This window comes from Caballeronia sp. LP006 (assembly GCF_031450995.1).
GTDB lineage: Bacteria > Pseudomonadota > Gammaproteobacteria > Burkholderiales > Burkholderiaceae > Caballeronia.
Genome location: NZ_JARTVW010000005.1, coordinates 159,665 through 185,036 on the forward strand (window position 1 = coordinate 159,665; position 25,372 = coordinate 185,036).

General features: G+C 59.1%; 17 protein-coding genes, 6 tRNA genes and 3 rRNA genes. 7 read left to right on the forward strand and 19 right to left on the reverse strand.

What is annotated here, in order from left to right; all coding sequences use genetic code 11:
• Window positions 1-149 precede the first annotated feature (149 nt).
• The 17 genes from rplL to P9250_RS17450 form a co-directional block, all read right to left on the reverse strand.
• Window positions 150-524 (reverse strand): 50S ribosomal protein L7/L12, encoded by a 375-nt coding sequence (rplL, locus tag P9250_RS17370; protein WP_244826440.1) that lies wholly within the window; start codon window positions 522-524, stop codon window positions 150-152.
• Between the two features lie 83 nt (window positions 525-607).
• Window positions 608-1,105 (reverse strand): 50S ribosomal protein L10, encoded by a 498-nt coding sequence (rplJ, locus tag P9250_RS17375; protein WP_250465884.1) that lies wholly within the window; start codon window positions 1,103-1,105, stop codon window positions 608-610.
• Window positions 1,106-1,406: 301 nt separating this feature from the next.
• Window positions 1,407-2,105: a 50S ribosomal protein L1 gene (gene rplA / locus P9250_RS17380; protein ID WP_244826442.1), complete on the reverse strand. Its 699-nt coding sequence runs from the start codon at window positions 2,103-2,105 to the stop codon at window positions 1,407-1,409.
• Window positions 2,106-2,537 carry a 50S ribosomal protein L11 gene (gene rplK / locus P9250_RS17385; protein ID WP_244826443.1) on the reverse strand — a complete coding sequence of 144 codons (432 nt, stop codon included), beginning with the start codon at window positions 2,535-2,537 and terminating at the stop codon, window positions 2,106-2,108.
• A gap of 148 nt (window positions 2,538-2,685) precedes the next feature.
• Window positions 2,686-3,243: a transcription termination/antitermination protein NusG gene (gene nusG, locus P9250_RS17390; protein WP_244826444.1), complete on the reverse strand. Its 558-nt coding sequence runs from the start codon at window positions 3,241-3,243 to the stop codon at window positions 2,686-2,688.
• A gap of 1 nt (window position 3,244) precedes the next feature.
• Window positions 3,245-3,625 (reverse strand): preprotein translocase subunit SecE, encoded by a 381-nt coding sequence (gene secE, locus P9250_RS17395; protein ID WP_244826445.1) that lies wholly within the window; start codon window positions 3,623-3,625, stop codon window positions 3,245-3,247.
• A 34-nt stretch (window positions 3,626-3,659) separates the two neighbouring features.
• A tRNA-Trp gene (locus P9250_RS17400) sits at window positions 3,660-3,735 on the reverse strand.
• Window positions 3,736-3,801: 66 nt separating this feature from the next.
• Window positions 3,802-4,992 carry an elongation factor Tu gene (gene tuf / locus P9250_RS17405; protein ID WP_090541958.1) on the reverse strand — a complete coding sequence of 397 codons (1,191 nt, stop codon included), beginning with the start codon at window positions 4,990-4,992 and terminating at the stop codon, window positions 3,802-3,804.
• Window positions 4,993-5,054: 62 nt separating this feature from the next.
• Window positions 5,055-5,129 (reverse strand) — tRNA-Thr (locus P9250_RS17410).
• 15 nt (window positions 5,130-5,144) lie between these two features.
• Window positions 5,145-5,218: transfer RNA gene (locus P9250_RS17415), tRNA-Gly, on the reverse strand.
• 29 nt (window positions 5,219-5,247) lie between these two features.
• A tRNA-Tyr gene (locus P9250_RS17420) sits at window positions 5,248-5,333 on the reverse strand.
• Between the two features lie 147 nt (window positions 5,334-5,480).
• Window positions 5,481-5,594 (reverse strand): 5S ribosomal RNA (gene rrf, locus P9250_RS17425).
• Between the two features lie 117 nt (window positions 5,595-5,711).
• A 23S ribosomal RNA gene (locus P9250_RS17430) occupies window positions 5,712-8,592 on the reverse strand.
• Between the two features lie 305 nt (window positions 8,593-8,897).
• Window positions 8,898-8,973: transfer RNA gene (locus P9250_RS17435), tRNA-Ala, on the reverse strand.
• A 56-nt stretch (window positions 8,974-9,029) separates the two neighbouring features.
• Window positions 9,030-9,106, reverse strand: a tRNA-Ile gene (locus tag P9250_RS17440).
• Between the two features lie 64 nt (window positions 9,107-9,170).
• Window positions 9,171-10,703, reverse strand: a 16S ribosomal RNA gene (locus P9250_RS17445).
• The 16S, 23S and 5S rRNA genes sit together here with 5 tRNA genes alongside, the layout of an rRNA operon.
• 469 nt (window positions 10,704-11,172) lie before the next feature.
• On the reverse strand, window positions 11,173-12,468 hold the full coding sequence (locus P9250_RS17450) for an SGNH/GDSL hydrolase family protein (RefSeq protein WP_310394325.1): 1,296 nt from the start codon (window positions 12,466-12,468) through the stop codon (window positions 11,173-11,175).
• 179 nt (window positions 12,469-12,647) lie between these two features.
• Between P9250_RS17450 and P9250_RS17455 the strand changes: the two genes are divergently transcribed.
• Window positions 12,648-13,826 carry a class I SAM-dependent methyltransferase gene (locus P9250_RS17455; protein WP_250465890.1) on the forward strand — a complete coding sequence of 393 codons (1,179 nt, stop codon included), beginning with the start codon at window positions 12,648-12,650 and terminating at the stop codon, window positions 13,824-13,826.
• 7 nt (window positions 13,827-13,833) lie between these two features.
• Here the strand turns inward: P9250_RS17455 and P9250_RS17460 are convergent, their stop codons facing one another.
• The gene (locus P9250_RS17460) at window positions 13,834-15,096 is read right to left on the reverse strand and encodes a TIGR03862 family flavoprotein (RefSeq protein ID WP_310394327.1); all 1,263 of its coding nucleotides are present in this window, start codon (window positions 15,094-15,096) and stop codon (window positions 13,834-13,836) included.
• A 181-nt stretch (window positions 15,097-15,277) separates the two neighbouring features.
• On the opposite strand from P9250_RS17460, the gene P9250_RS17465 reads away from it, so the two are divergent.
• The 4 genes from P9250_RS17465 to P9250_RS17480 all read left to right on the forward strand — a co-directional run bounded on the left by P9250_RS17465 (window position 15,278) and on the right by P9250_RS17480 (window position 19,215).
• Window positions 15,278-16,747 (forward strand): MFS transporter, encoded by a 1,470-nt coding sequence (locus P9250_RS17465; RefSeq protein ID WP_310394331.1) that lies wholly within the window; start codon window positions 15,278-15,280, stop codon window positions 16,745-16,747.
• Window positions 16,748-16,913: 166 nt separating this feature from the next.
• Window positions 16,914-17,714 carry a DUF1835 domain-containing protein gene (locus tag P9250_RS17470; protein WP_310394333.1) on the forward strand — a complete coding sequence of 267 codons (801 nt, stop codon included), beginning with the start codon at window positions 16,914-16,916 and terminating at the stop codon, window positions 17,712-17,714.
• Window positions 17,715-17,741: 27 nt separating this feature from the next.
• Complete coding sequence (locus P9250_RS17475) at window positions 17,742-18,347, forward strand: TetR/AcrR family transcriptional regulator (protein ID WP_250465897.1); 606 nt, start codon at window positions 17,742-17,744, stop codon at window positions 18,345-18,347.
• 175 nt (window positions 18,348-18,522) lie between these two features.
• Window positions 18,523-19,215, forward strand: a complete 693-nt coding sequence (locus P9250_RS17480) for a GNAT family N-acetyltransferase (RefSeq protein WP_409014909.1) — start codon at window positions 18,523-18,525, stop codon at window positions 19,213-19,215.
• A gap of 56 nt (window positions 19,216-19,271) precedes the next feature.
• On the opposite strand, the gene P9250_RS17485 is transcribed toward P9250_RS17480, so the two are convergent.
• Window positions 19,272-19,775: an Lrp/AsnC family transcriptional regulator gene (locus P9250_RS17485; protein ID WP_250526342.1), complete on the reverse strand. Its 504-nt coding sequence runs from the start codon at window positions 19,773-19,775 to the stop codon at window positions 19,272-19,274.
• Between the two features lie 135 nt (window positions 19,776-19,910).
• Here P9250_RS17485 and hppD point away from each other — a divergent pair, with 135 nt between their 5' ends.
• Window positions 19,911-21,014, forward strand: a complete 1,104-nt coding sequence (gene hppD / locus P9250_RS17490) for a 4-hydroxyphenylpyruvate dioxygenase (protein WP_244826454.1) — start codon at window positions 19,911-19,913, stop codon at window positions 21,012-21,014.
• Between the two features lie 665 nt (window positions 21,015-21,679).
• Window positions 21,680-25,267, forward strand: coding sequence for an indolepyruvate ferredoxin oxidoreductase family protein (locus P9250_RS17495; protein WP_310394338.1), 3,588 nt, complete (start codon window positions 21,680-21,682; stop codon window positions 25,265-25,267).
• The last annotated feature ends 105 nt before the right edge of the window (window positions 25,268-25,372 follow it).

Below are 25,372 nucleotides of genomic sequence, written 5' to 3' on the forward strand. Positions count from 1 at the left end.
AACTGCCGGAAATTCATGCTGACCCGACTGTTCTCTTTGGCCTCTGCGAGGACATTTATGCTTGATTACACGCATAAAAACTCTGCCCTCACAAAGCACAAAAAGGCCGGCGGTGGAAAACCGCCAGCCTCAACACAGCGCAATGAAACTTACTTGATTTCAGCTTTCGCGCCTGCGTCTTCCAACTTCTTCTTTGCTTCGTCAGCAGCAGCCTTCGGCACCGCTTCCTTGATGGGCTTCGGTGCACCGTCGACCAGGTCCTTCGCTTCCTTCAGGCCAAGACCCGTCAGTTCACGAACGGCCTTAATCACGGAAACCTTGTTCGCACCAACTTCGAGCAGGTTCACGGTGAACTCGGTTTGCTCTTCAACAGCAGCAGCAGCGCCGCCGCCTGCGGGGCCAGCGACTGCAACAGCAGCTGCCGACACGCCAAACTTCTCTTCGAACGCCTTGACCAGCTCGTTCAGTTCGAGAACCGACATCGAGCCAACGGCTTCGAGGATGTCTTCTTTTGCGATTGCCATTTGAAATACTCCTAGATTGAATTCGGATCGAGCTAGCGATCTAGCTAATACCTAACTGAGCGACTGGCGCCCAAGCGTGTGCGTTATGCAGCTTCGCCTTGTTTCTTTTCTGCCAGCGCGGCCAAAGCGCGCGCAAAGCCGGAAACAGGTGCTTGCATGACGAACAACAACTTGGAGAGCAGTTCTTCGCGGCTCGGGATGTTGGCCAGCGCTTGCACGCCTGCCTTGTCCATCACCTTGCCTTCGTAGGAACCAGCCTTGATGATCAACTTGTCATTGCTCTTGCCGAAGTCATTGACGACCTTGGCAGCGGCAATGGCATCTTCCGAGATGCCGTAGATCAGAGGACCGGTCATCTGCTCAGCCAGCGAAGCGAACGGGGTACCTTCGACGGCGCGACGCGCCAACGTGTTCTTCAACACGCGCAGATACACCTGTTGCTCACGCGCTTTCGCGCGCAGCTTGGTCAGATCGCCAACCGTGATCCCACGATACTCAGCGAGCACCATCGTCTGAGCCTTCGCGACTTGCGCGGCGACTTCAGCGACGACTGCCTGCTTACTTTCTTTGTTCAGTGGCACGGTTAAACCTCCAGATTCGATGCACTCGGGTTACCAACCCTCATGCACCACGTTCGACAACGGCGTCCGACTGTTAGGAGTATCTCGATCGATTGGTGTTCGCATCACAGCGCACGACAACCGACTTCAACCACTGCAAAACCGTTTCGGGTTCGCCATCTGCGTTGGCTTGAATTAAGGCAGTGCCCAACCGCGACGCCACCACCAACGGTCTTTGACAACCGGTTGCTCGATTCCGACTGCAACCTCGCAACCGCCCAAAGCCCTTTACAGCGCGGTCTCAAGACCGCGCCCAAATTCTTTACTGCTGCGCGAGCGTGGCTTGATCCACGCGTACGCCGACACCCATCGTGCTCGACAGAGCGATCTTGCGCAGGTACACGCCCTTACTCGTGGCCGGCTTGGCCTTTTGCAGCGCGTCGACCAGTGCTGCCAGGTTTTGACGCAGCGAAGCAGGTTCGAACGATGCACGACCGATCGTGCCATGAATAATACCGGCCTTGTCGACGCGGAACTGAACTTGACCAGCCTTCGCGTTACGCACAGCTTGCGCGACGTCCGGCGTGACAGTACCGACCTTCGGATTCGGCATCAGGCCGCGGGGGCCGAGGATCTGGCCCAACGTACCGACGACGCGCATCGTGTCCGGCGAGGCGATCACGACGTCGAAGTTCAGGTTACCAGCCTTGACTTGCTCGGCCAGGTCTTCCATACCCACGATGTCTGCGCCCGCTGCACGTGCTTGCTCGGCCTTTTCGCCTTGCGCGAACACAGCAACACGAACCGACTTGCCCGTGCCTGCCGGCAGAACGACCGAACCGCGAACCACTTGGTCCGACTTCTTCGCGTCGATGCCGAGTTGGACTGCGACGTCGATCGACTCGTCGAACTTGGCGCTTGCGCATTCTTTCACGAGAGCCAATGCGTCGTCGATCGGGTACAGCTTCTGGCGATCAACCTTGCTTGCGAATGCCTGAAGGCGCTTAGAAAGCTTAGCCATTTACACGCCCTCCACAGTGATGCCCATCGAACGGGCGCTGCCGGCGATCGTGCGCACGGCGGCGTCAAGATCAGCTGCCGTAAGATCCGGCATCTTGGTCTTCGCGATTTCTTCCGCTTGAGCGCGGGTGATGTTTCCGACCTTATCGGTGTGCGGCTTTGCCGAACCCTTGTCGACTTTGGCTGCCTTCTTGATCAGAACGGTAGCGGGCGGCGTCTTCATGATGAACGTGAAGCTCTTGTCCGCGAAAGCCGTGATTACGACCGGCACCGGCAGACCCGGCTCCATGCCCTGAGTCTGCGCGTTAAACGCCTTGCAGAACTCCATGATGTTCAGGCCACGCTGGCCCAGTGCCGGACCGACCGGCGGCGACGGGTTGGCTTTACCTGCAGGAATCTGCAGTTTGATAAAGCCGATGATTTTCTTTGCCATTTTGAAAACCTCTGCTGAACGCCGAAACGTTCGATGAGTGATAGCGCGCGTTCAACAACGATGCCTACTGACGCTCCTCAACAGCCATTACGCGGGCTGTAAGCGCAAAATCGCGCGAGAACCCAAAGGCCTCACGCGATGAAACTTTTTAAACCTTTTCGACCTGACCGAACTCGAGTTCGACCGGCGTCGAGCGCCCAAAAATCGTGACAGACACACGGACTCGGGACTTTTCGTAGTTCACTTCTTCGACGTTGCCGTTGAAGTCGGTGAAAGGACCTTCCTTCACTCGAACCATCTCGCCAACTTCGAACAACGTCTTGGGCCGCGGCTTTTCGACGCCCTCCTGCATCTGCGACATGATCTTTTCGACTTCACGCGGCGAGATGGGACTCGGACGATTGCGCGCTCCACCAACAAAGCCGGTGACCTTCGCAGTGTTCTTCACCAGGTGCCAGGTTTCGTCCGTCATCTCCATTTCCACCAGGACGTAACCGGGGAAGAAACGACGCTCAGTAACCGACTTGTGGCCGCCCTTGACCTCAACCACCTCTTCGGTCGGGACGAGAATTTGACCGAACTGATCCTGCATGCCTGCTCGGTCGATACGCTCCTGAAGCGCACGTTGCACGCTCTTCTCCATTCCGGAGTAGGCGTGCACCACATACCAACGTTTTCCGCTCGGGGATGCCGGAGTATCGCTCATATCATTTCCAACCCAGAATCGCCGAGAAAATCACCCATTCGATCGACTTATCGCTAAGCCAAAGGAAGATGGCCATGATTAAAACAAACGCGAAGACCACGAGGGTCGTTTGCGTTGCTTCCTTGCGGGTGGGCCAGACAACCTTGCGGACTTCCTTATAGGAGTCTTTCGCGAAGGCGATGAAGCCCTTGCCCGGCGTCGAGAGGAGGCCGACTGCGACACCCGCGATGACACCAACAGCCAGCGCTGCGCCGCGGACGTACCACTCTTGGCCTGACAGCCAGAAGAAACCCACGAACCCGGCCAAGACCAACAATACGCCCGCCACCAACATCAACTTGTCGCCGGAAGTATTTACAGTTTCGACGGAAGGATTCGCCATAACACCTTAAGCAGCGCCACTTGGCGCAATAATTTGGCAGGGGCAGAGGGAATCGAACCCCCAACCTTCGGTTTTGGAGACCGACGCTCTGCCAGTTGAGCTATACCCCTAAACCATTTGGGGTCGACGGTTTCGCCGACCCCGAAAACTACAGACTACCGAGAGATTTCTGGCTCTTACTCGATAATCTTGGCAACCACACCTGCGCCGACGGTACGGCCGCCTTCGCGGATAGCGAAGCGCAGACCTTCTTCCATGGCGATCGGTGCAATCAGCTTCACCGTGATCGACACGTTGTCGCCCGGCATCACCATTTCCTTGTCCTTCGGCAGCTCGATCGAGCCCGTCACGTCCGTCGTACGGAAGTAGAACTGCGGACGGTAGTTGTTGAAGAACGGCGTGTGGCGGCCGCCTTCGTCCTTGCTCAGCACGTACACTTCAGCCGTGAAGTGCGTGTGCGGCGTGATCGAACCCGGCTTGGCCAGAACCTGGCCACGCTCCACGTCTTCACGCTTCGTGCCGCGCAGCAGGATACCGACGTTGTCGCCCGCTTGACCTTGGTCCAGCAGCTTGCGGAACATTTCCACGCCCGTGCAAGTCGTCTTCACCGTCGGCTTGATACCGACGATTTCGATTTCCTCGCCAACCTTCACCACGCCGCGCTCCACGCGACCCGTCACCACCGTGCCGCGACCCGAGATCGAGAACACATCTTCCACCGGCATCAGGAAGGCGCCGTCCACTGCGCGCTCCGGCGTCGGGATGTACGTGTCCAGCGCGTCGGCCAGATTCATGATCGCCACTTCGCCCAGTTCGCCCGTGTCGCCTTCCAGCGCCAGCTTGGCCGAACCCTTGATGATCGGCGTGTCGTCGCCCGGGAAGTCGTACTTCGACAGAAGCTCGCGCACTTCCATTTCGACGAGTTCGAGCAGCTCGGCGTCGTCCACCATGTCGCACTTGTTCAGGAACACGATGATGTAAGGCACGCCGACCTGACGCGCCAACAGGATGTGCTCACGCGTTTGCGGCATCGGGCCGTCAGCGGCCGAGCACACCAGGATTGCGCCGTCCATCTGCGCCGCGCCCGTGATCATGTTCTTCACATAGTCAGCGTGGCCCGGGCAATCGACGTGTGCGTAGTGGCGGTTAGCCGTTTCGTACTCGACGTGCGCGGTGTTGATGGTGATACCACGTGCCTTTTCTTCCGGCGCCGCATCGATCTGGTCGTATGCCTTCGCTTCGCCGCCGAACTTCTTGGTCAGCACCGTCGTGATCGCTGCCGTCAGCGTGGTCTTGCCGTGGTCAACGTGACCGATCGTGCCCACGTTCACGTGCGGCTTGGTCCGCTCGAATTTACCTTTGGCCATTTTCGACTCCTAACAGGATTTTCGCACCTTGCGCCACGCGCAACTTACTAGACTAATACTTCTGGTGCCCATGGGCAGGATCGAACTGCCGACCTCTCCCTTACCAAGGGAGTGCTCTACCACTGAGCCACATGGGCACTACAAACCGACACTGGAGCGGGTGAAGGGAATCGAACCCTCGTCATAAGCTTGGAAGGCTTCTGCTCTACCATTGAGCTACACCCGCTTGGGCTGGATTCCCTACCGCTTGAATTCTGGTGGAGGAGGTTGGATTCGAACCAACGTAGGCGTAAGCCAACAGATTTACAGTCTGCCCCCTTTAGCCACTCGGGCACCCCTCCGCAGAGAACTATCGATTATGGGGAAGAAACACGGTGTTGTCAAGCTTTCCGCGCGACCCGCATCAACTGAGGCTCTCACTTATAGTTGAAAGCGAAACGCAAAAACCCCACCTGTTTGGGGGTGGGGTTTTTGTTGCTGCATGAGGAGCCTGACGATTACCTACTTTCACACGGGAGATCCGCACTATCATCGGCGTGGAGTCGTTTCACGGTCCTGTTCGGGATGGGAAGGGGTGGTACCAACTCGCTGTGGTCATCAGGCATGACTTGTTGTCGTGCGCCGGGTGGGCACACAACCAATCCGGGAAGAAGCAGTAAATGTTGGGTGGCGATTGTCGCACACGCATAACTCGCCAGTGGTTCAAACACACTGGTTATAGGATCAAGCCTTACGGGCAATTAGTATCAGTTAGCTCAATGCATTACTGCACTTACACACCTGACCTATCAACGTCCTGGTCTAGAACGACCCTTCAAGGGGCTCGAAGCCCCGGGGATATCTCATCTTAAGGCGAGTTTCCCGCTTAGATGCTTTCAGCGGTTATCTCTTCCGAACATAGCTACCCGGCGATGCCACTGGCGTGACAACCGGTACACCAGAGGTTCGTCCACTCCGGTCCTCTCGTACTAGGAGCAGCCCCCTTCAAATATCCAACGCCCACGGCAGATAGGGACCAAACTGTCTCACGACGTTTTAAACCCAGCTCACGTACCTCTTTAAATGGCGAACAGCCATACCCTTGGGACCGGCTACAGCCCCAGGATGAGATGAGCCGACATCGAGGTGCCAAACACCGCCGTCGATATGAACTCTTGGGCGGTATCAGCCTGTTATCCCCAGAGTACCTTTTATCCGTTGAGCGATGGCCCTTCCATACAGAACCACCGGATCACTATGACCTGCTTTCGCACCTGCTCGACTTGTCGGTCTCGCAGTTAAGCACGCTTATGCCATTGCACTATCAGCACGATTTCCGACCGTACCTAGCGTACCTTCGTACTCCTCCGTTACACTTTGGGAGGAGACCGCCCCAGTCAAACTGCCTACCATGCACTGTCCCCGATCCAGATCATGGACCAAGGTTAGAACCTCAAACAAACCAGGGTGGTATTTCAAGGACGGCTCCACCGAAACTAGCGTTCCGGTTTCATAGCCTCCCACCTATCCTACACAGATCGGTTCAAAGTCCAATGCAAAGCTACAGTAAAGGTTCATGGGGTCTTTCCGTCTAGCCGCGGGGAGATTGCATCATCACAAACACTTCAACTTCGCTGAGTCTCGGGAGGAGACAGTGTGGCCATCGTTACGCCATTCGTGCAGGTCGGAACTTACCCGACAAGGAATTTCGCTACCTTAGGACCGTTATAGTTACGGCCGCCGTTTACCGGGACTTCAATCAAGAGCTTGCACCCCATCATTTAATCTTCCGGCACCGGGCAGGCGTCACACCCTATACGTCCACTTTCGTGTTTGCAGAGTGCTGTGTTTTTATTAAACAGTCGCAGCCACCAGTTTATTGCAACCTCTTCACCCTTCCAGCGCAGGCTGGTTAAGCTACAGAGGCGTACCTTATCCCGAAGTTACGGTACCAATTTGCCGAGTTCCTTCTCCCGAGTTCTCTCAAGCGCCTTAGAATACTCATCTCGCCCACCTGTGTCGGTTTGCGGTACGGTCACTATTAGACTGAAGCTTAGAGGCTTTTCTTGGAACCACTTCCAATTGCTTCGCTTCCGAAGAAGCTCGCGCCACACCCTTGAATTATGTGCCCGGATTTGCCTGAGCACCTTCTCCAATGCAGCGACCGGGACGTCCAACACCCGGACAACCTTCCGCGATCCGTCCCCCCATCGCATCTAACAATGGTGCAGGAATATTGACCTGCTTCCCATCAGCTACGCATTTCTGCCTCGCCTTAGGGGCCGACTCACCCTACGCCGATGAACGTTGCGTAGGAAACCTTGGGCTTACGGCGAGGGGGCTTTTCACCCCCTTTATCGCTACTCATGTCAGCATTCGCACTTCCGATACCTCCAGCACGCTTTTCAACGCACCTTCGCAGGCTTACGGAACGCTCTCCTACCATGCATATAAATATGCATCCGCAGCTTCGGTGACTGGCTTGAGCCCCGTTACATCTTCCGCGCAGGACGACTCGATCAGTGAGCTATTACGCTTTCTTTAAAGGGTGGCTGCTTCTAAGCCAACCTCCTGACTGTTTTTGCCTTCCCACTTCGTTTCCCACTTAGCCAATCTTTGGGACCTTAGCTGGCGGTCTGGGTTGTTTCCCTCTTGACACCGGACGTTAGCACCCGATGTCTGTCTCCCGTGATTGCACTCTTCGGTATTCGGAGTTTGCTATGGCGTAGTAATCCGCAATGGACCCCACAACCATGACAGTGCTCTACCCCCGAAGGTGATACACGAGGCACTACCTAAATAGTTTTCGGAGAGAACCAGCTATTTCCAAGTTTGTTTAGCCTTTCACCCCTATCCACAGCTCATCCCCTAACTTTTCAACGTTAGTGGGTTCGGTCCTCCAGTACGTGTTACCGCACCTTCAACCTGGCCATGGATAGATCACTTGGTTTCGGGTCTACGCCCAGCAACTGATCGCCCTATTCGGACTCGCTTTCGCTACGCCTGCCTTAATCAGTTAAGCTCGCTACTGAACGTAAGTCGCTGACCCATTATACAAAAGGTACGCCGTCACCCCTTGCGAGGCTCCGACTGTTTGTATGCATGCGGTTTCAGGATCTATTTCACTCCCCTCCCGGGGTTCTTTTCGCCTTTCCCTCACGGTACTGGTTCACTATCGGTCGATCACGAGTATTTAGCCTTGGAGGATGGTCCCCCCATCTTCAGACAGGATTTCACGTGTCCCGCCCTACTTGTCGTACCCCTAGTTCTTCCACGCTGTTTTCGCTTACAGGGCTATCACCTGCTATGGCCGCACTTTCCAGAGCGTTCAGCTAACAACACAGATAAAGAGTACAGGCTGATCCCATTTCGCTCGCCACTACTCTGGGAATCTCGGTTGATTTCTTTTCCTGCGGTTACTTAGATGTTTCAGTTCACCGCGTTCGCTTCACTAAGCCTATGGATTCAGCTTAGGATGACCCATTCGGGCCGGGTTTCCCCATTCGGATATCGGTGGATCAAAGCTCGTTTGCCAGCTCCCCACCGCTTTTCGCAGGCTACCGCGTCCTTCATCGCCTGTGATCGCCAAGGCATCCACCACATGCACTTGTTCGCTTGACCCTATAACGAGTGTGTCTGCCAGCATTGCTGCCTTTAAGCCCACCGTCATAGGTTGAGTATTCGCGTTGTGCCGTATTCCAAAGCAATCTTTCGATCACCTTTTCATACTTGATACAATCACAACCCTGATTACCCTACTCACACCCATCTCTAAGTGCTTTCGAATAATCTCTTTACTACTTCTTCCAGATTGTTAAAGAACGACAGCCGATAGCATGATCAAATTCGATCACCTACCCGCGCTGACTGGCTCAATCGCCAATGCGCAACGTTGAACCCCGCGTTCAGCGCTGTGCATTGAGGATTGGTGGAGGATGACGGGATCGAACCGACGACCCCCTGCTTGCAAAGCAGGTGCTCTCCCAGCTGAGCTAATCCCCCCGTGTGTGCCTGACTCAGTCTGCTCGCTTGGTCGTTTTAAGCACCGCTTGCCCGGGTGGTGGGTCTGGTTGGATTCGAACCAACGACCCCCGCCTTATCAAGACGGTGCTCTAACCGACTGAGCTACAGACCCTTAGCCTGTCTTTCTGACAGCCGATAAGCGTGAACACTTGAGTGGGCGAGCGTTTAAGCTCGAGAAAGGAGGTGATCCAGCCGCACCTTCCGATACGGCTACCTTGTTACGACTTCACCCCAGTCATGAATCCTACCGTGGTGACCGTCCTCCTTGCGGTTAGACTAGCCACTTCTGGTAAAACCCACTCCCATGGTGTGACGGGCGGTGTGTACAAGACCCGGGAACGTATTCACCGCGGCATGCTGATCCGCGATTACTAGCGATTCCAGCTTCACGCAGTCGAGTTGCAGACTGCGATCCGGACTACGATCGGTTTTCTGGGATTGGCTCCACCTCGCGGCTTGGCAACCCTCTGTTCCGACCATTGTATGACGTGTGAAGCCCTACCCATAAGGGCCATGAGGACTTGACGTCATCCCCACCTTCCTCCGGTTTGTCACCGGCAGTCTCCCTAGAGTGCTCTTGCGTAGCAACTAAGGACAAGGGTTGCGCTCGTTGCGGGACTTAACCCAACATCTCACGACACGAGCTGACGACAGCCATGCAGCACCTGTGCGACGATTCTCTTTCGAGCACCCCAGGCTCTCACCCGGGTTTCGTCCATGTCAAGGGTAGGTAAGGTTTTTCGCGTTGCATCGAATTAATCCACATCATCCACCGCTTGTGCGGGTCCCCGTCAATTCCTTTGAGTTTTAATCTTGCGACCGTACTCCCCAGGCGGTCAACTTCACGCGTTAGCTACGTTACTAAGGAAATGAATCCCCAACAACTAGTTGACATCGTTTAGGGCGTGGACTACCAGGGTATCTAATCCTGTTTGCTCCCCACGCTTTCGTGCATGAGCGTCAGTATTGGCCCAGGGGGCTGCCTTCGCCATCGGTATTCCTCCACATCTCTACGCATTTCACTGCTACACGTGGAATTCTACCCCCCTCTGCCATACTCTAGCCTGCCAGTCACCAATGCAGTTCCCAGGTTAAGCCCGGGGATTTCACATCGGTCTTAACAGACCGCCTGCGCACGCTTTACGCCCAGTAATTCCGATTAACGCTCGCACCCTACGTATTACCGCGGCTGCTGGCACGTAGTTAGCCGGTGCTTATTCTTCCGGTACCGTCATCCCCACCCGGTATTAACAGGTAGGTTTTCTTTCCGGACAAAAGTGCTTTACAACCCGAAGGCCTTCTTCACACACGCGGCATTGCTGGATCAGGGTTGCCCCCATTGTCCAAAATTCCCCACTGCTGCCTCCCGTAGGAGTCTGGGCCGTGTCTCAGTCCCAGTGTGGCTGGTCGTCCTCTCAGACCAGCTACAGATCGTCGCCTTGGTAGGCCTTTACCCCACCAACTAGCTAATCTGCCATCGGCCGCCCCTATAGCGCGAGGTCCCGAAGGATCCCCCGCTTTCTTCCGTAGATCGTATGCGGTATTAATCCGGCTTTCGCCGGGCTATCCCCCACTACAGGACACGTTCCGATGTATTACTCACCCGTTCGCCACTCGCCACCAGGGTTGCCCCCGTGCTGCCGTTCGACTTGCATGTGTAAGGCATGCCGCCAGCGTTCAATCTGAGCCAGGATCAAACTCTTCAGTTCAATGCCTGTTACTGTTTTCGGTTGTTTTACCAACCGGTCGCTCACTCAACGTACTGACGATGATCAATCCGTCTTTCGACAGATAAACCTTCCTCTAATACTGTGTGAGACTTGATAACTTTCGCTAAACGTCCCAACCCCAAAAGGTCAGAACCGCTCGCGCCATCAAGTGCCCACACTTATCGGCTGTTAGTTTTTAAAGAGCACATTCGCTAAGACTGCCTGCCAAGCGCACCAAGCATTTTGCTCAGCACCGCTTCGTCTTGCGTCGCTGCATCTGCAGCAGAGAAACGAGATTATGAGGAATCTTTTTCTCGTTGTCAACAGCTTATTTCCGCTTTCGCATCAAAATCTGCCGACTTCGAGGCCGCCTGTTTCGCTGGCGGCTCCCGTCTTGCGACGAGGAGCGGAATATTAGGCGATGCGAACGCCAATGACAAGACAGCGAGCCAACTTTTTTTGAAGCACCTCAATGCGCCGCTTTTGCCTGCCCGAACACCATGTCGAAGGGAACGGCTGCGGCCATCGCTGCGTAGCCGGCATCGCTTGGATGGATGTGGTCGCCGCTATCGAAACGCCGTTGCAGGACGTTCGGGCGCGCCGGATCGCGAAGCGCCTGATCGAAATCGATCACGCCATCGAACGCATGGCTCGAACGGATAGACGCGTTCACCGCCGTCCGGATGGCCTCGCGTTCCGGCGGCAGCGCTGCGGGCGTGAGCGTCGCGCCGTAGATCTTGATGCCGCGCTGATGCGCCTGCGCGATCAGCCGCTGGTATCCGCGCACCAGCGCGTCGGCGTTGACTTCCGTGTGCGGCGCGTCGCAGTCGAGTCCAGCGTGCGCGGGCATCGCCGCAAAGTTGATGTCGTTGATGCCGATCAACACGATGATCGCCCGCACGCCCGGCTGACGCAGCGCGTCGCGCTCGAAACGGCTGACGAGCGCCTCTCCATAGCACGGCGAACTGCTGAGGAGCCGATTGCCGCTGATGCCCGCGTTCACTATCGCCGCCTGACCGCCACTTTTCTGCGCGACCTGTCTGGCGAGCACATCCGGCCAGCTTCGGTTGGCATTCAGCGTCGAGCGCATGCCGTCGGTGATTGAATCGCCGATTGCCACCACCGTCTGCGCGGACGGATGTTCGACCGACACATTCGTCAGCCACGCGTATTGGGTAAAGCGCGTGCGAAACGCATCGGCGGAAGCGTCGTTTGCGTGATTGCCGGGCGACGAAACGTAATTCACCTGACTCGAGACCCGATGCCACGCCACGAGTTTCTGATCCTTACCCATGAATGTGCTCACAGCGACTGGCTGAAACGCGGTGACATCGAACGCTATGGGATCGCTGGTCGCCTGGCCGCCTGGCGGAACGGTTACCGCGTTGTGTCCACCGAACGCCACTGGCTTTGCGCTACCCGCGCGGATGGCCGGACTGCTGCCGCTGACGGCACTTGAGACGCTCATCGATTCGATGACAAGCGGCTCCGTTCCATACAGATTGCTGACGCGCAGCCGGAGTCGTTTCCCGTCGAGTTGCGGATAGATCAACTGCCGAACCGTCCGCCCGCCCACTTCAGGTGCCCGGTACAGCGGCGGCAGATTGGCTAATTGGGGAATGGACTGCAAAACCGTGCCCCAGGCGCTGACCCAATGTTCGTTGGCCGCAGCGTCGGCGGATTCGGCGGCGAGCGTCTGCGGCGCGAAGGCGAATTGCGCGGCAAGCGCGGCCGCGCACAGCGAGGCAATGATTCTGAATTTCATTCGGCGATGGCGTTCCGACGAGCGCTCGATTGTGACAAAACGTGGATTGTGCCTGATCGACCGCGCCCGATTCGCCTTCAAAACTCGAAAGGTGCGACCGGCGCGAGTGAAATGGCATCAAAATGCTGCCAGTTCACTTTGCGGCCGGCAGCCGCTGGCCCGCACATCAAAAGACAACAATGCAATCTAAAAGCACGCCTCACGCCGACACTCCGCCAATCCTGCACTGGGAAGAGGACGGCGAAGAACGCTCCGCCCGCTGGCGCTCGGAAAGCAGCAACCCGGCGCCAAAGCGCATTGTCATTGGCGACGACCAGATGACGGCCGACAACGCGTATCGTCTTGCCTGCGAAGGAACCGGCATTCTTTGGCGCGGAGATTATCAAAACGCGCGGCAGTTGCTTCAGGCGATGGCGCGCCGTATCGACAACAAGCCGCGCAAGCCGAAAAAGGCGGCGGCGGAAAGGGAAAAAGCGGCGGCTGCTTCGCCGGTCGATACCTTCAATCTGCATCGTCTGGCGCAGTCGCAACGTGCGCGAACGCTGGCGATGCTGCTTCTGCCGCTAGACGAGCAGTATGCGATTCCGCTGCGCCGCGCGCCGAATGTACAGGAAGCGTGCGAAGAAGCGTACGGCGCGGCTCGTGACGCGTCGGTGGTTTCGTTGCGGGAAGTGCTCGGGCTGGTCGGCGCGCACGAGTGGCGCAAGAAAGGCGTGGATGTCGCGGCGGTGGGCGGGAAAATTCATCCCTATTACGGCGTTTTCTCGCCTGTGCGCGGCGAATACATCAACCTCGTTGCCAATCAGCCGCTTCCGTCGACTTCGCTGGCCTTCGATATCGGTACCGGTACGGGCGTTTTGGCGGCGGTGCTTGCACGGCGCGGCGTCGAACGAATCGTCGCGACGGACCTCGATCCGCGTGCGTTGGCTTGTGCACGCGAGAACATCGGGCAGCTCGGGCTGAATCGCCAAGTGAATGTGGTCGAAGCGAATCTCTTTCCTGAAGGACGCGCGCCGCTCGTCGTGTGCAATCCGCCGTGGCTGCCCGCGCGGCCGAGTTCGGCGATCGAGCACGCGATCTACGATCCCGAAAGCCGGATGCTGCGCGGCTTTCTCGATGGCCTCGCCGCGCATCTCACGCCCGGCGGCGAAGGCTGGCTGATTCTGTCCGATTTCGCCGAGCATCTCGGGCTGCGCACGCGCGCGCAGTTGCAGGAGTGGATCGACGCGGCGAAATTGAAAGTGGATGGCCGCATCGATATTCGGCCGCAGCATCCGCGTGCATTCGATAAAACCGATCCGCTGTATGCGGCGCGCTCGAAGGAAGTGACTTCGTTGTGGCGCTTGGTGGCGGCCTGAGCGCGCTTCAGCCGCGCGACGCCAGCCAAGCGAGCGCGCCTTCCCCAGCCACGAGCCCGCTCGCAAAACACGCCGTCAATAAATAACCGCCTGTCGGCGCTTCCCAGTCGAGCATTTCGCCCGCGCAGAAGACGCCGGGAAGCGCGGTAAGCATCGAGCGCTCGTCGAGCGCTTCGAACGCCACGCCGCCCGCGCTGCTGATCGCCTCGGCGATCGGACGCGGGCGTAAAACGCGCAACGGCAGCGCCTTGATGCGTGCGGCGAGCGTTTCGGGATCGCCGAATTCCGCCTTTGTCAGACATTCCCGCAGCAAGCCCGCTTTCACGCCGGTCAGATGAAGGCGGCTTTGCAAATGACTCGACAGCGAGCGCGCGCCACGAGGATGCAGCACCTCCGCACGCACCCGCTCGGCGGAAAGCTGCGGAACGAGATCGAGCAGAATGGTCGATGCTCCGCCGTCGTTTTCGGCGAGCCGATTGCGGATTGACGCCGACAGCGCGTAAATCAGACTTCCTTCGATACCGTGGTCCGTAATCAGCGCTTCGCCGGTGCGCCAGTCGAGCCGGCCGTCCGCGCGCGCCACACCGATCGCCACCGCCTTGAGCGGTTCGCCCGCGAAGCGGCTTTGGAAATGCGGCGACCAGTCGGTATCGAAACCGCAATTGGACGGCACGAAAGGCCGCACCGGCACACCGCGCGCGGCGAGATGCGCGATTGCGCCGCCATCCGAGCCGAGTTGGGGCCAGCTCGCGCCTCCCGCTGCGAGAATCAGCGCGTCGTGACGAATGCACCTTTCCCCGTCGGGCGTCGCGAAGCGCGAGATCGAGGCGCCGTCGTCGGTGAAACCGAGCCATCGATGCCGCATGTGCAGCGTCACGCCGGACGCGCGCAGCCGATGCAGCCAGGCCCGCAGCATCGGCGCGGCCTTCATGTCGCGCGGAAAGACGCGGCCGGAACTGCCGACGAACGTTTCCACGCCAAGGCCGTGCACCCATTGGCGAAGCGCGTCGGCATCGAAGCGCGCGAGGAGCGGCGCGATTTCGGCGCTGCGCGCGCCGTAGCGGCCTAGAAACGCGTCGGCAGCTTCGGAGTGCGTCAGATTCATGCCGCCCTTGCCCGCCATCAGGAATTTGCGGCCGACCGATGGCATCGCGTCGAAGACATCCACGCGCGCGCCGCCCGCCGCAAGGGCCTCGGCGGCCATGAGCCCGGCCGGTCCGCCACCGACGACCGCGACGTTCACCGTTTCGATGTTTTCTGCTGACGCCATGCTAAATGGAAAAAGAAAAAGAGCCGCGATTGTCGCATCCGCGCCGATGAAACTTGCAGCCTGAAAAGCCCGCCGGCGCGCGTAAGTCATTAAATAACAAAAAAGAATTTGGTCGCGGCAAGCCCTGCCAGTAGCATCGCGCGATTCGCTGCATCAACACTTTTTCACTTTCCGCCCGCTTATGTCCGTCTCACTCGCGTCCGAACGCGCTTCCGCTCCGGCCGCCGCCGATGCGCGCCCCGTCATCCGCAGCGCCGCCGATGTCTCCAGCCTCGTCAATCGTGGCGCCGCCATCGGCAGCGACGCGCGCGTGGTTGTCGCCATCGCGCTCGGCGGCATTTTCCTCGATGCCTACGATCTCGGCGCGCTCGCGTTCGGCATCAAGGACATCGCCCGTGAGTTCTCGCTGAGCCCGACGGGAACCGGTTTCGTCGCATCGGCGATCACGTTCGGCGCGGTCATCGGCGCATTTCTCGGCGGCTATCTCACCGACAAGATCGGCCGATACCGCGTCTTCATGGCCGATATGTTCTTCTTTGTGATCGCGGCCATTGCTTGCGCGTTCGCGCCCAACGCGTGGGTGCTCGGCGGCGCGCGCTTCGTGATGGGGCTGGGCGTCGGCATCGATCTTCCGGTGGCAATGGCCTTTCTCGCCGAATTTTCGCGTCTGCAAGGCCGTGGCAACAAGGCCGCGCGCGTCGCCATGTGGTGTCCAACGTGGTACGCCGCGATCAGCGTGTCCTATCTGCTGGTGCTCGGTTTGTACGCGGTGCTGCCGGCGCATCACGCAGGCTTGCTGTGGCGGCTGATTCTCGGCTTCGGCGCTGTGCCGGCCATTCTCATCATCGCAATTCGCAGCCGTTACATGAGCGAGTCGCCCGTGTGGGCCGCGAATCAGGGCGATCTCAAGGGCGCCGCCGAGATTCTCAAACGTTCGTATGGCGTCGAGGTTCGCGTCGAAGCGGCTGCATCGACCGTTCCGAAGGCGCGCAAGGCGACGTGGAGCAACTACGGCGCGCTTCTGCGCGGCGTGTATTTACGCAGGACCGTGCTCGCGACCGTCATTGCGATTGCATCGTCCTTCGCCTACAACGCGGTCGCGTTCGGCTTGCCGGTGATCATTTCGAGCTTCCTCGCGCAGTCGATGCTCACCACGATTCTCGCCTCGCTCGCGCTCAATCTGCTCTTCGCGTTCACGGGCGGCCTGTTCTCCGTGCGCACCGTGCCGAAGTACGGCGCGTGGAATCTGACCGTGATCGGCTACGCGTTTCAGTTGGTGGCGCTCGTCGGGCTCGCTGTCGTCGGCAAACCGGCAACCGGTGCGCAGGTGGCGATCGCGATCGCGCTGCTCGCCGCGTTCCTGCTCGGCCAGGGCGTCGGACCGGGCTCGCACAGCATGACATTTGCGTCGCTGAGTTATCCGACGTCATTGCGCGGCGTGGGCGTCGGCTTCAATCAGACGTTGATGCGCGCTAGTTCCACCGTGTCCCTGTTCCTGTTTCCGGTGCTGTCGGCGGCGCTGGGCACGAAGGTGTTCTGGATCATCGCGGTTGCGCCGCTTCTCGGCTTGATCGCGCTGTTCGCGGTGCACTGGGAACCGTCCGGCTACGACGTCGACGCCGAGGATTTCGCCGCCAGCGGCACGCGATAAGGCGTCTTTCGGCTAGAACGGCGTGGCCTCGCGGTCGCGCCGTTCGCGCTTCTGAAATGGTTTGCCGAAGCGCGCCAGCCCACAGCCGGTCGCAAATCGATTCGCGTAGACTGATTGCTGCTCGTCCGAGCGGCAAAACGCGAGTCCTTCTGGCAAATCCACAACAATGACCACGATCCACGTCACCAATGGCGACAGCGCGGCCCTGTCTCTCACCGAAGCGCTTCGACTAGCCGACCGTCCAGACCGTGTCATCCCTCTGCGCGACGATCTCGCGGTCGGCCCGCTCAGAGACGCCGACGACACTTCGCTCACGCGCGCAGCGTTTTGGCGTCAAGTGCTCAACAGCACGAATGATTTCGAGGACGAACTCGAAGCGCAGCAGGCGCTCTTGACACGCCTCGTGCGCGGCGACGCGCAGATTGTCGTGTGGCACGGACAGAGCGCGGCCGACCAGCTCACCTTGCGGCGCGTCGCCTACCATCTGCGCAACGTGCCGCAACGTCTTAATGAGGCGAAGCTCAACTACGACGACCTGTCGATCGAAGCATCCGACGCGCATTCAGATCCGCTCCGGCGTGCCGATCGCGCGACCGCTGTCGGCATGTTTTCACCTGGACAGTTGCTAAAGAAGTTGCCGAGCGCCGCGCCGATTTCGGTTCTGCGCATTAGCCGGCTGGCGCTCGAATGGCAGGAGGCGAAGCATGCAAGCGCGGAGACACGTCGGCTGCGCGACAACATGCTGGTTTCGGGAAGCTGGTTCGACGTCGACGAAGCCCTGCTCGACCTAGCCAGCCCCGAATGGCAGCCCGCGCGGCGGATCGCCGGTGGCGCAATGGCGCGCCGCTTCGATTTCCTTCTCAGCAATTCGATCGCTTTCTGGCGATGCCGCGAACTCGTCACGGCGGGCCGGCTTAAAATACGCGGCACGCCGTCGGATATCGTGCAGGCCGAATTGCGGCGCTAAAACCGACAAGAACGCATCTTCCGACCCATGGCCCGAACCAAAGCGCCCGATCACGAGACGCAACGCGAACAGATTCTGGAGCTTGCCGCCGCGAAATTCGCGCAGACGAGTTACCCCAGCACGTCGATGGCCGACTTGGCCGCCGCGAGCGGCACGTCGAAAGCGCGCCTCTATCATTATTACGAGAGCAAGGAAGCGATTCTTTTCGATCTGCTCGACCGTTACACCAAGCGGCTGATGCTGATCATCGCGGAAGTGGAAGCCGCGAGCCAGCGACGCGGACTGGGCGAGCGCGAGGCTTTCGCCGAACTGGTGCGGGCGTTCCTTGCCGAATACGAGACCTCTCATAGCCGGCACGTCGCGCTATTGAACGACGTCAAATATCTGGAAGACGTGCAGCGCGAGATCGTTCTGGATCGCCAGCGGGATATCGTCGCTGCGTTCGCGCGGCAACTGGCGCGCGCGTACCCGAAGCGCGTAACGAGAGAAAATCAAACCGCGTTGACCATGATGGTTTTCGGCATGATCAACTGGACTTTCACGTGGCTCAAACCGGGCGGCAGGCTCGGGTATCGTGAGTTCGGCGAGCAAGTCGTCGCGATGATCGAAAACGGCCTGAACACCGAAGCCTGAGCGATATTGCGTCGCAGCATGAAGCTGTTGCACGCTGAGACATTCTATAAGACATTGATTTCTATAGATTACAAACGTTTTCCGTAGCTATTTAGAACGTCTCCTCCAGCTTTGATTAAGGGTTTTCCCGTACCCGCTTTCCTCGATTGGGCTAAAATCGTTTTTGCTGTGCAACATGCCCGCATCACCGAGGAGAATCATCGTGGAATTGAACATCGACCGCACTGCCGCGCAGATAGTCGCTAGCGATCCGCTGCCTGCATCCGCGCGTCTGCCGGTTCTGGTCCGCGAGTTGTCGTCGGCTGATCGCGAACGGCTGCAGACACACTTCCTCGCGCTCGACGAAGACGACCGGCTGCTGCGTTTCGGGCAGATCGTGCCGGATCACGTCATCGAGAATTACGTTCGCAACATCAACTTTGCTAACGACGCCGTTTTTGGCGTATTCGACAACGCGCTGCAGTTGATCGGCGTCGGTCATCTGGCCTATCTCCCGGTCGATGGTGAAAAGCGCACCGCCGAGTTCGGCGTCTCGGTTCTCGAAAGCGCGCGTGGCCGGGGCATCGGCACCAAAATGTTCGAGCGCGCCGCCATGCGCAGCCGCAATTCGAAAGTCTCGCAGCTCTACGTGCATTGTTTGTCGCGCAACAAGACCATGATGCACATCGCCCGGAAATCGGGGATGAAGATCGAATACGCATATGGCGAAGCGGACGCGTATCTCTCGCTCGCGCCCGCCGATCAAGGCAGCATCATGGCCGAGATGCTTCAGGAACAGGCCGCCGTCTTCGATTACGCGATCAAACGGCAGGCCCATCGGGCGTCGAAGGTTTTTCAGGCGTTCATGCCTGCGGCAACCGTGGCCTGAATCGCAGTCCACGTATCTCACCAAAGAAAGGGCGGCTCTGACCGCCCTTTTTCATTTCAACGCAACGGCAGCGCCGTCGTGTCCTTGATTCGTTCGAGCGAGAAACTCGAACGCACGTCGATCACCGAAGGATGGTGCAGCAGCCGTTCCTGCATGAAGCGCGAAAAGTGCTCCATGTCGCGTACCTGAACGCGCAGCAGAAAGTCCATTTCGCCAGTCATCGCGTCGCACGCGACGACTTCGTCCCACGCGCGCACCGCGTCGCGAAACAGATCGGCATGCGTTGGCGGATTCTGCGACCCGGCCGCGATTGGAACGCCGCCGCGTTTTTCCAGTCGCACGTTGATGTAGGCGAGCAGCCCAAGCCCGAGCTTTTTCGCGTCGAGCAGCGCGACGTAGCCGCGAATCACGCCAAGTTCTTCCAGGCGCCGAATGCGCCGCAAGCACGGACTCGGTGACAAACTGACTCTATCCGCGATTTCCTGATTCGAAAGCCGGCCGTTTTCCTGAAGGATCGCGAGAATCTTCCTGTCGATGGTGTCGAGTTCTATTTCGGGCACGTTCTGGCTCTTTTGAGGCGTGATACGGCAGGTTGTTGCGCAATCTTAGAAACACGCGATTTGTTTCGCAAGCTTTTGCTGCTCCAGCTTGACTAGACTGTCTCGATATCGAAACGAACATCAGGAGACACGCGCATGACCGCATCGACTTGGGAAAATCCCGTGGGCACCGACGGCTTCGAATTCATCGAATACACCGCGCCCGATCCCGTCGCGCTCGGCAAACTGTTCGAGCAAATGGGTTTCACCGCCATTGCGCGGCACCGTCACAAGGACGTGACGCTTTATCGGCAAGGCGAAATCAATTTCATTGTCAACGCGGAGCCGGATTCGTTCGCGCAGCGCTTTGCGCGCCTGCACGGCCCGTCGATTTGCGCCATCGCATTCCGCGTCGCCGATGCCGCTCAAGCCTACAAACGCGCGCTGGACTTGGGCGCGTGGGGCTTCGACAACAAGAACGGCCCGATGGAATTGAACATTCCGGCGATCAAGGGAATCGGCGATTCGCTGATCTACTTCGTCGATCGCTGGCGCGGTAAGAACGGCGCGCAGCCGGGCAGCATCGGCGACATCAGCATTTACGACGTCGATTTCGAGCCGATTCCCGGCGCTTCGCCGAATCCGGTTGGCAACGGCCTCACGTATATCGATCACCTCACGCATAACGTGCATCGCGGCCGGATGGTCGAATGGGCCGAGTTTTACGAGCGGCTTTTCAATTTCCGCGAAGCGCGTTATTTCGACATCGAAGGAAAAGTGACGGCGGTCAAGTCCAAGGCGATGAGCTCGCCCTGCGGCAAGATCCGTATTCCGATCAACGAAGAAGGTTCGGAAAATGCCGGCCAGATTCAGGAATATCTGGACGCGTATCGCGGCGAAGGCATTCAGCACATCGCGCTCGGGACGGACGACATCTACAACACGGTCGACGGCCTTCGCGCGTCGAAAATCGCGCTTCTCGATACCATTGACACTTACTATGAACTCGTGGACCGGCGCGTGCCGGACCACGGCGAATCGGTCGCGGAACTAAAGAAGCGCAAGATTTTGATCGACGGTGTGCACGACGAAATCCTGCTGCAAATCTTCACCGAGAACCAGATCGGGCCGATTTTCTTCGAGATCATTCAGCGCAAGGGCAATCAGGGCTTCGGTGAAGGCAACTTCAAGGCGCTGTTCGAATCGATCGAACTGGATCAGATGCGCCGTGGCGTGCTGAAAGACACGACCGCCAACTAGAAAACGGCGCGAGCGCCAAAAGAAAAGGGACATGACCACTCAGGTTCATGCCCCTTCTTCTTTTCCGCGGTTCGTTCCGACAGCCCCGAACCGCGAAGAATAGAGCGATTGGCTTTATGCGGCCGTGTCGTCGCTGCGTTCGGAGTCACGGCGCATGCCGGCGCCGGTTTGTGCCGACGGCACGCGGACTTGCGAAACTCGCGAAACGGGCGATGCCGCATTTTGCGGCGCATTCGCACGCGCACCGCCAATCGGTGCGTTGATAGCGAAAAAGGCCGCCGAGACCATTAAAAAGCTCTGGATGTGACGTTGCTTCATTTTTTATTGACTCCTTCTGACTGCGATTTACGGCACTTGCAACGACCGCCGCATTCCTTCCGAAATGGCGCGCATTCCCCACAAGCGCTCATTTAGACATGCGTCCGCGCATGGGTTCCGCGATTCGGTCGAACTTACACGCCGTAACAAAACTGTCCTGAATTGCCCACTTGCGGCAACGTTTTAATGCAAAGCGCGAGTAAGTGCGTATTTTTCAACGGGTTAATACCACTGTCTGAAATCCGTGAGCATCGGCAAACTGGGAAGTCCCGGCCTGAGCGTTCACAAGACGCTGCGGCCCGGAACATGCTTTGGTGATCCCAAACTCGGGTGGAGGAGTACACAGAATGAACGCCCCGCTAGACGCAGAACAAAGAGCTTCGCTAGAAGCCGCACTCAAATCCGTCACGCTAGACGACAAATACACGCTGGAACGCGGCCGCGCCTATATGAGCGGCATCCAGGCGTTGGTGCGTCTGCCGATGCTGCAGCAAGAGCGCGACAAAGCCGCTGGCCTTAACACCGCCGGATTCATTTCCGGTTATCGCGGATCGCCGCTCGGCGGACTCGACCAGTCGCTCTGGAAGGCGAAAAAGCATCTCGCCGGACATCAGGTCGTGTTTCAGCCCGGCGTCAACGAAGACCTCGCGGCCACCGCCGTTTGGGGCTCGCAACAGGTCAACCTGTACCCGAGCGCCAAATACGACGGCGTCTTCTCGATGTGGTACGGCAAGGGTCCGGGCGTCGACCGCACCGGCGATGTCTTCAAACACGGCAATTCGGCTGGTTCGGCGACGCACGGCGGCGTGCTCGTGCTCGCTGGTGACGACCACGCCGCGAAGTCATCGACGCTCGCGCATCAATCCGAACACATTTTCAAGGCGTGCGGCCTGCCGGTTTTGTTTCCTTCGAACGTGCAGGAATATCTCGACTTCGGCCTGCACGGCTGGGCGATGAGCCGCTACTCCGGCCTCTGGGTCGCGATGAAATGCGTGACCGACGTGGTGGAATCGTCGGCGTCGGTGGATATCGATCCGCATCGCACGAAGATCGTGATTCCGACCGATTTCGCCATGCCCGACGGCGGCCTGAACATTCGCTGGCCCGATCCGCCGCTCGTGCAGGAAGCGCGTCTGCTCGACTACAAGTGGTACGCCGCGCTCGCCTACGTGCGCGCGAACAAGCTGGACCGCGTGGAAATCGATTCGCCCAACGCACGCTTCGGCATCATGACGGCGGGCAAGGCGTACCTCGACGTGCGTCAGGCGTTGACCGATCTCGGTCTCGACGACGCCACCTGCGCACAGATCGGCATTCGTCTCTATAAGGTCGGCTGCGTGTGGCCGCTCGAAGCGCAAGGCGCGCACGAATTCGCGCGTGGTCTCGACGAGATTCTGGTGGTCGAGGAAAAGCGCCAGATTCTCGAATACGCGATCAAGGAGGAGTTGTACAACTGGCCCGATGCGCAACGTCCGCGCGTCTTCGGCAAGTTCGACGAGAAAGACGGTGCAGGCGGCGAATGGTCCGTGCCGATGGGCAACTGGTTGCTGCCCGCGCACTACGAACTCTCGCCGGCGATCATCGCGAAGGCCATTGCGACGCGTCTCGACAAGTTCGATCTGCCCGCCGATGTACGCGCGGGCATCGCGGCGCGCATTGCCGTGATCGAGGCGAAAGAGAAAGCGCTCGCGCGTCCGCGTGTGGAAGTGGAGCGCAAGCCGTGGTTCTGCTCGGGCTGTCCGCACAACACGTCGACGAACGTGCCTGAAGGCTCGCGCGCGATGGCGGGAATCGGCTGCCACTACATGACGGTGTGGATGGACCGCAGCACGAGCACGTTCAGTCAGATGGGCGGCGAAGGCGTCGCGTGGGTCGGCCAGGCGCCATTCACGAACGACAAGCACGTCTTCGCCAATCTCGGCGACGGCACCTACTTCCACTCCGGCCTGCTCGCCATTCGCGCGGCGATCGCGGCGAAGGTGAACATCACCTACAAGATTCTTTATAACGACGCCGTCGCGATGACCGGCGGCCAACCCGTCGACGGCGTGCTGACCGTGCCGCAGATCACGCATCAGCTCGCGGCGGAAGGCGCGGCGCGCATCGTCATCGTCACGGATCAGCCCGAGAAGTACACGCCGAGCACGGGACTCGCGCCGGGCATCGACGTGCATCATCGCGATGAACTCGACGACATTCAGCGACAACTACGCGAGATTCCCGGCACGTCCATCCTGATCTACGACCAAACCTGCGCGACCGAAAAGCGCCGCCGCAGAAAGCGCGGCGCGTTTCCCGATCCGGCGAGGCGCGTGGTGATCAACGAAGCGGTCTGCGAAGGTTGCGGCGACTGTTCGGTGAAGTCAAACTGCCTTTCGGTCGAACCGCTCGATACCGAGTACGGCACGAAGCGGCAGATCAATCAGTCGAGTTGCAACAAGGACTATTCGTGTCTGAACGGCTTTTGCCCGAGTTTCGTCACGGTCGAAGGCGGTCAGTTAAAGAAGCCGAAGGCGACGACTGTCGAAGCCGGCGGCATGCCGGCCCTGCCCGCGCCTGACCTGCCGGATATCGGCCGGCCATATGGCGTGCTGGTGACGGGCGTCGGCGGCACGGGCGTCGTGACCATCGGCGCGCTGCTTGGCATGGCGGCGCATCTGGAGCAGAAAGGCGTGACCGTGCTCGACGTCACCGGCCTCGCGCAGAAAGGCGGCGCGGTGATGAGCCACGTGCAGATCGCCAACCGTCCGGGCGATATTCACGCAACGCGCATCGCTATGGGCGAGGCGGATCTCGTCATCGGTTGCGATGCGATCGTCACCGCCAGCGACGAATGCGGCTCGCGCATGCAGCCGGATCACACGCGCGTGGTCGTGAACAGCGCGCAGACGCCGACCGCTGCGTTCATCAAGGACCCGAACTGGCGCTTTCCCGGCGCGAGCGCTGAAGCCGACATCCGTGCGGCGGCGGGCGAACATGTCGCGCTCGTCGATGCCAACCGCTTCGCCGTCGCGCTGATGGGCGACGCCATCTACACGAATCCGTTCGTGCTCGGCTACGCATGGCAAAAAGGCTGGGTGCCGTTGCGGCATGAATCGCTCGTGCGCGCGATCGAATTGAACGCCGTACAGGTCGAAAAGAATCTGGCCGCGTTCGAATGGGGCCGTCGCGCCGCGCACGATCTCGACTCGCTACGCAAGCTGACCGAAGCGCAACGCGGCAGCGCACCGGAAGGTGCGGGCAAGATCATTGCGCTGCACACGCCGAAGGCGCTCGACGCGCTCATCGACAAGCGCCTCGACTATCTTGCGAAGTATCAGAACACCGCGTATGCAACGCGTTATGGCCGACTCGTCGCGTCGGTGCGTGCCGCCGAGGCGGAACTCGGCGTCGGCGATGGCCAGTATCAATTGACCGAAACCGTCGCGAAGAATCTGCACAAGCTGATGGCGTACAAGGACGAGTACGAAGTCGCGCGTCTCTATGCGGACCCCGCTTTCCTCGACAAGGTGAAGAACAGTTTCGAAGGCGACTGGAAGATCAAGTTCCATCTCGCGCCGCCGAGCATGTCGAAGAAAGATCAGCACGGCCATCTGGTGAAAAAGCAATATGGCCCGTGGATGATGTCCGCCATGCGCGGGCTCGCAAAGCTCAAGTTTCTGCGCGGCACGGCGCTCGATCCGTTCGGCAGAACCGAGGAGCGGAAGATGGAGCGCGCGCTGATCGTGGAATACGAGGCGCTGGTGAAGGAGCTGATCGGTGGATTGACGCCGCAGAAGCTGGCGCTTGCCATCGAACTGGCGAATCTGCCGGATTCGATGCGCGGTTACGGCCACGTGAAGGACAACAACGTGAAGGCGGCGCGGATCAAGTGGAATGCGCTGCTGACGCGGTGGAGAAACAACGAGGGCGGTCAGGCGCGACAGGTAGCGTAAGGCCTGGGTTACGCGCTGTTTGAAACGAAAGGGCGATCCGCGAGGACCGCCCTTTTGTCTTTCGTGCGTCCAAAGAGGAGCGGCGACCTCTTCGAGTAGCCGCCG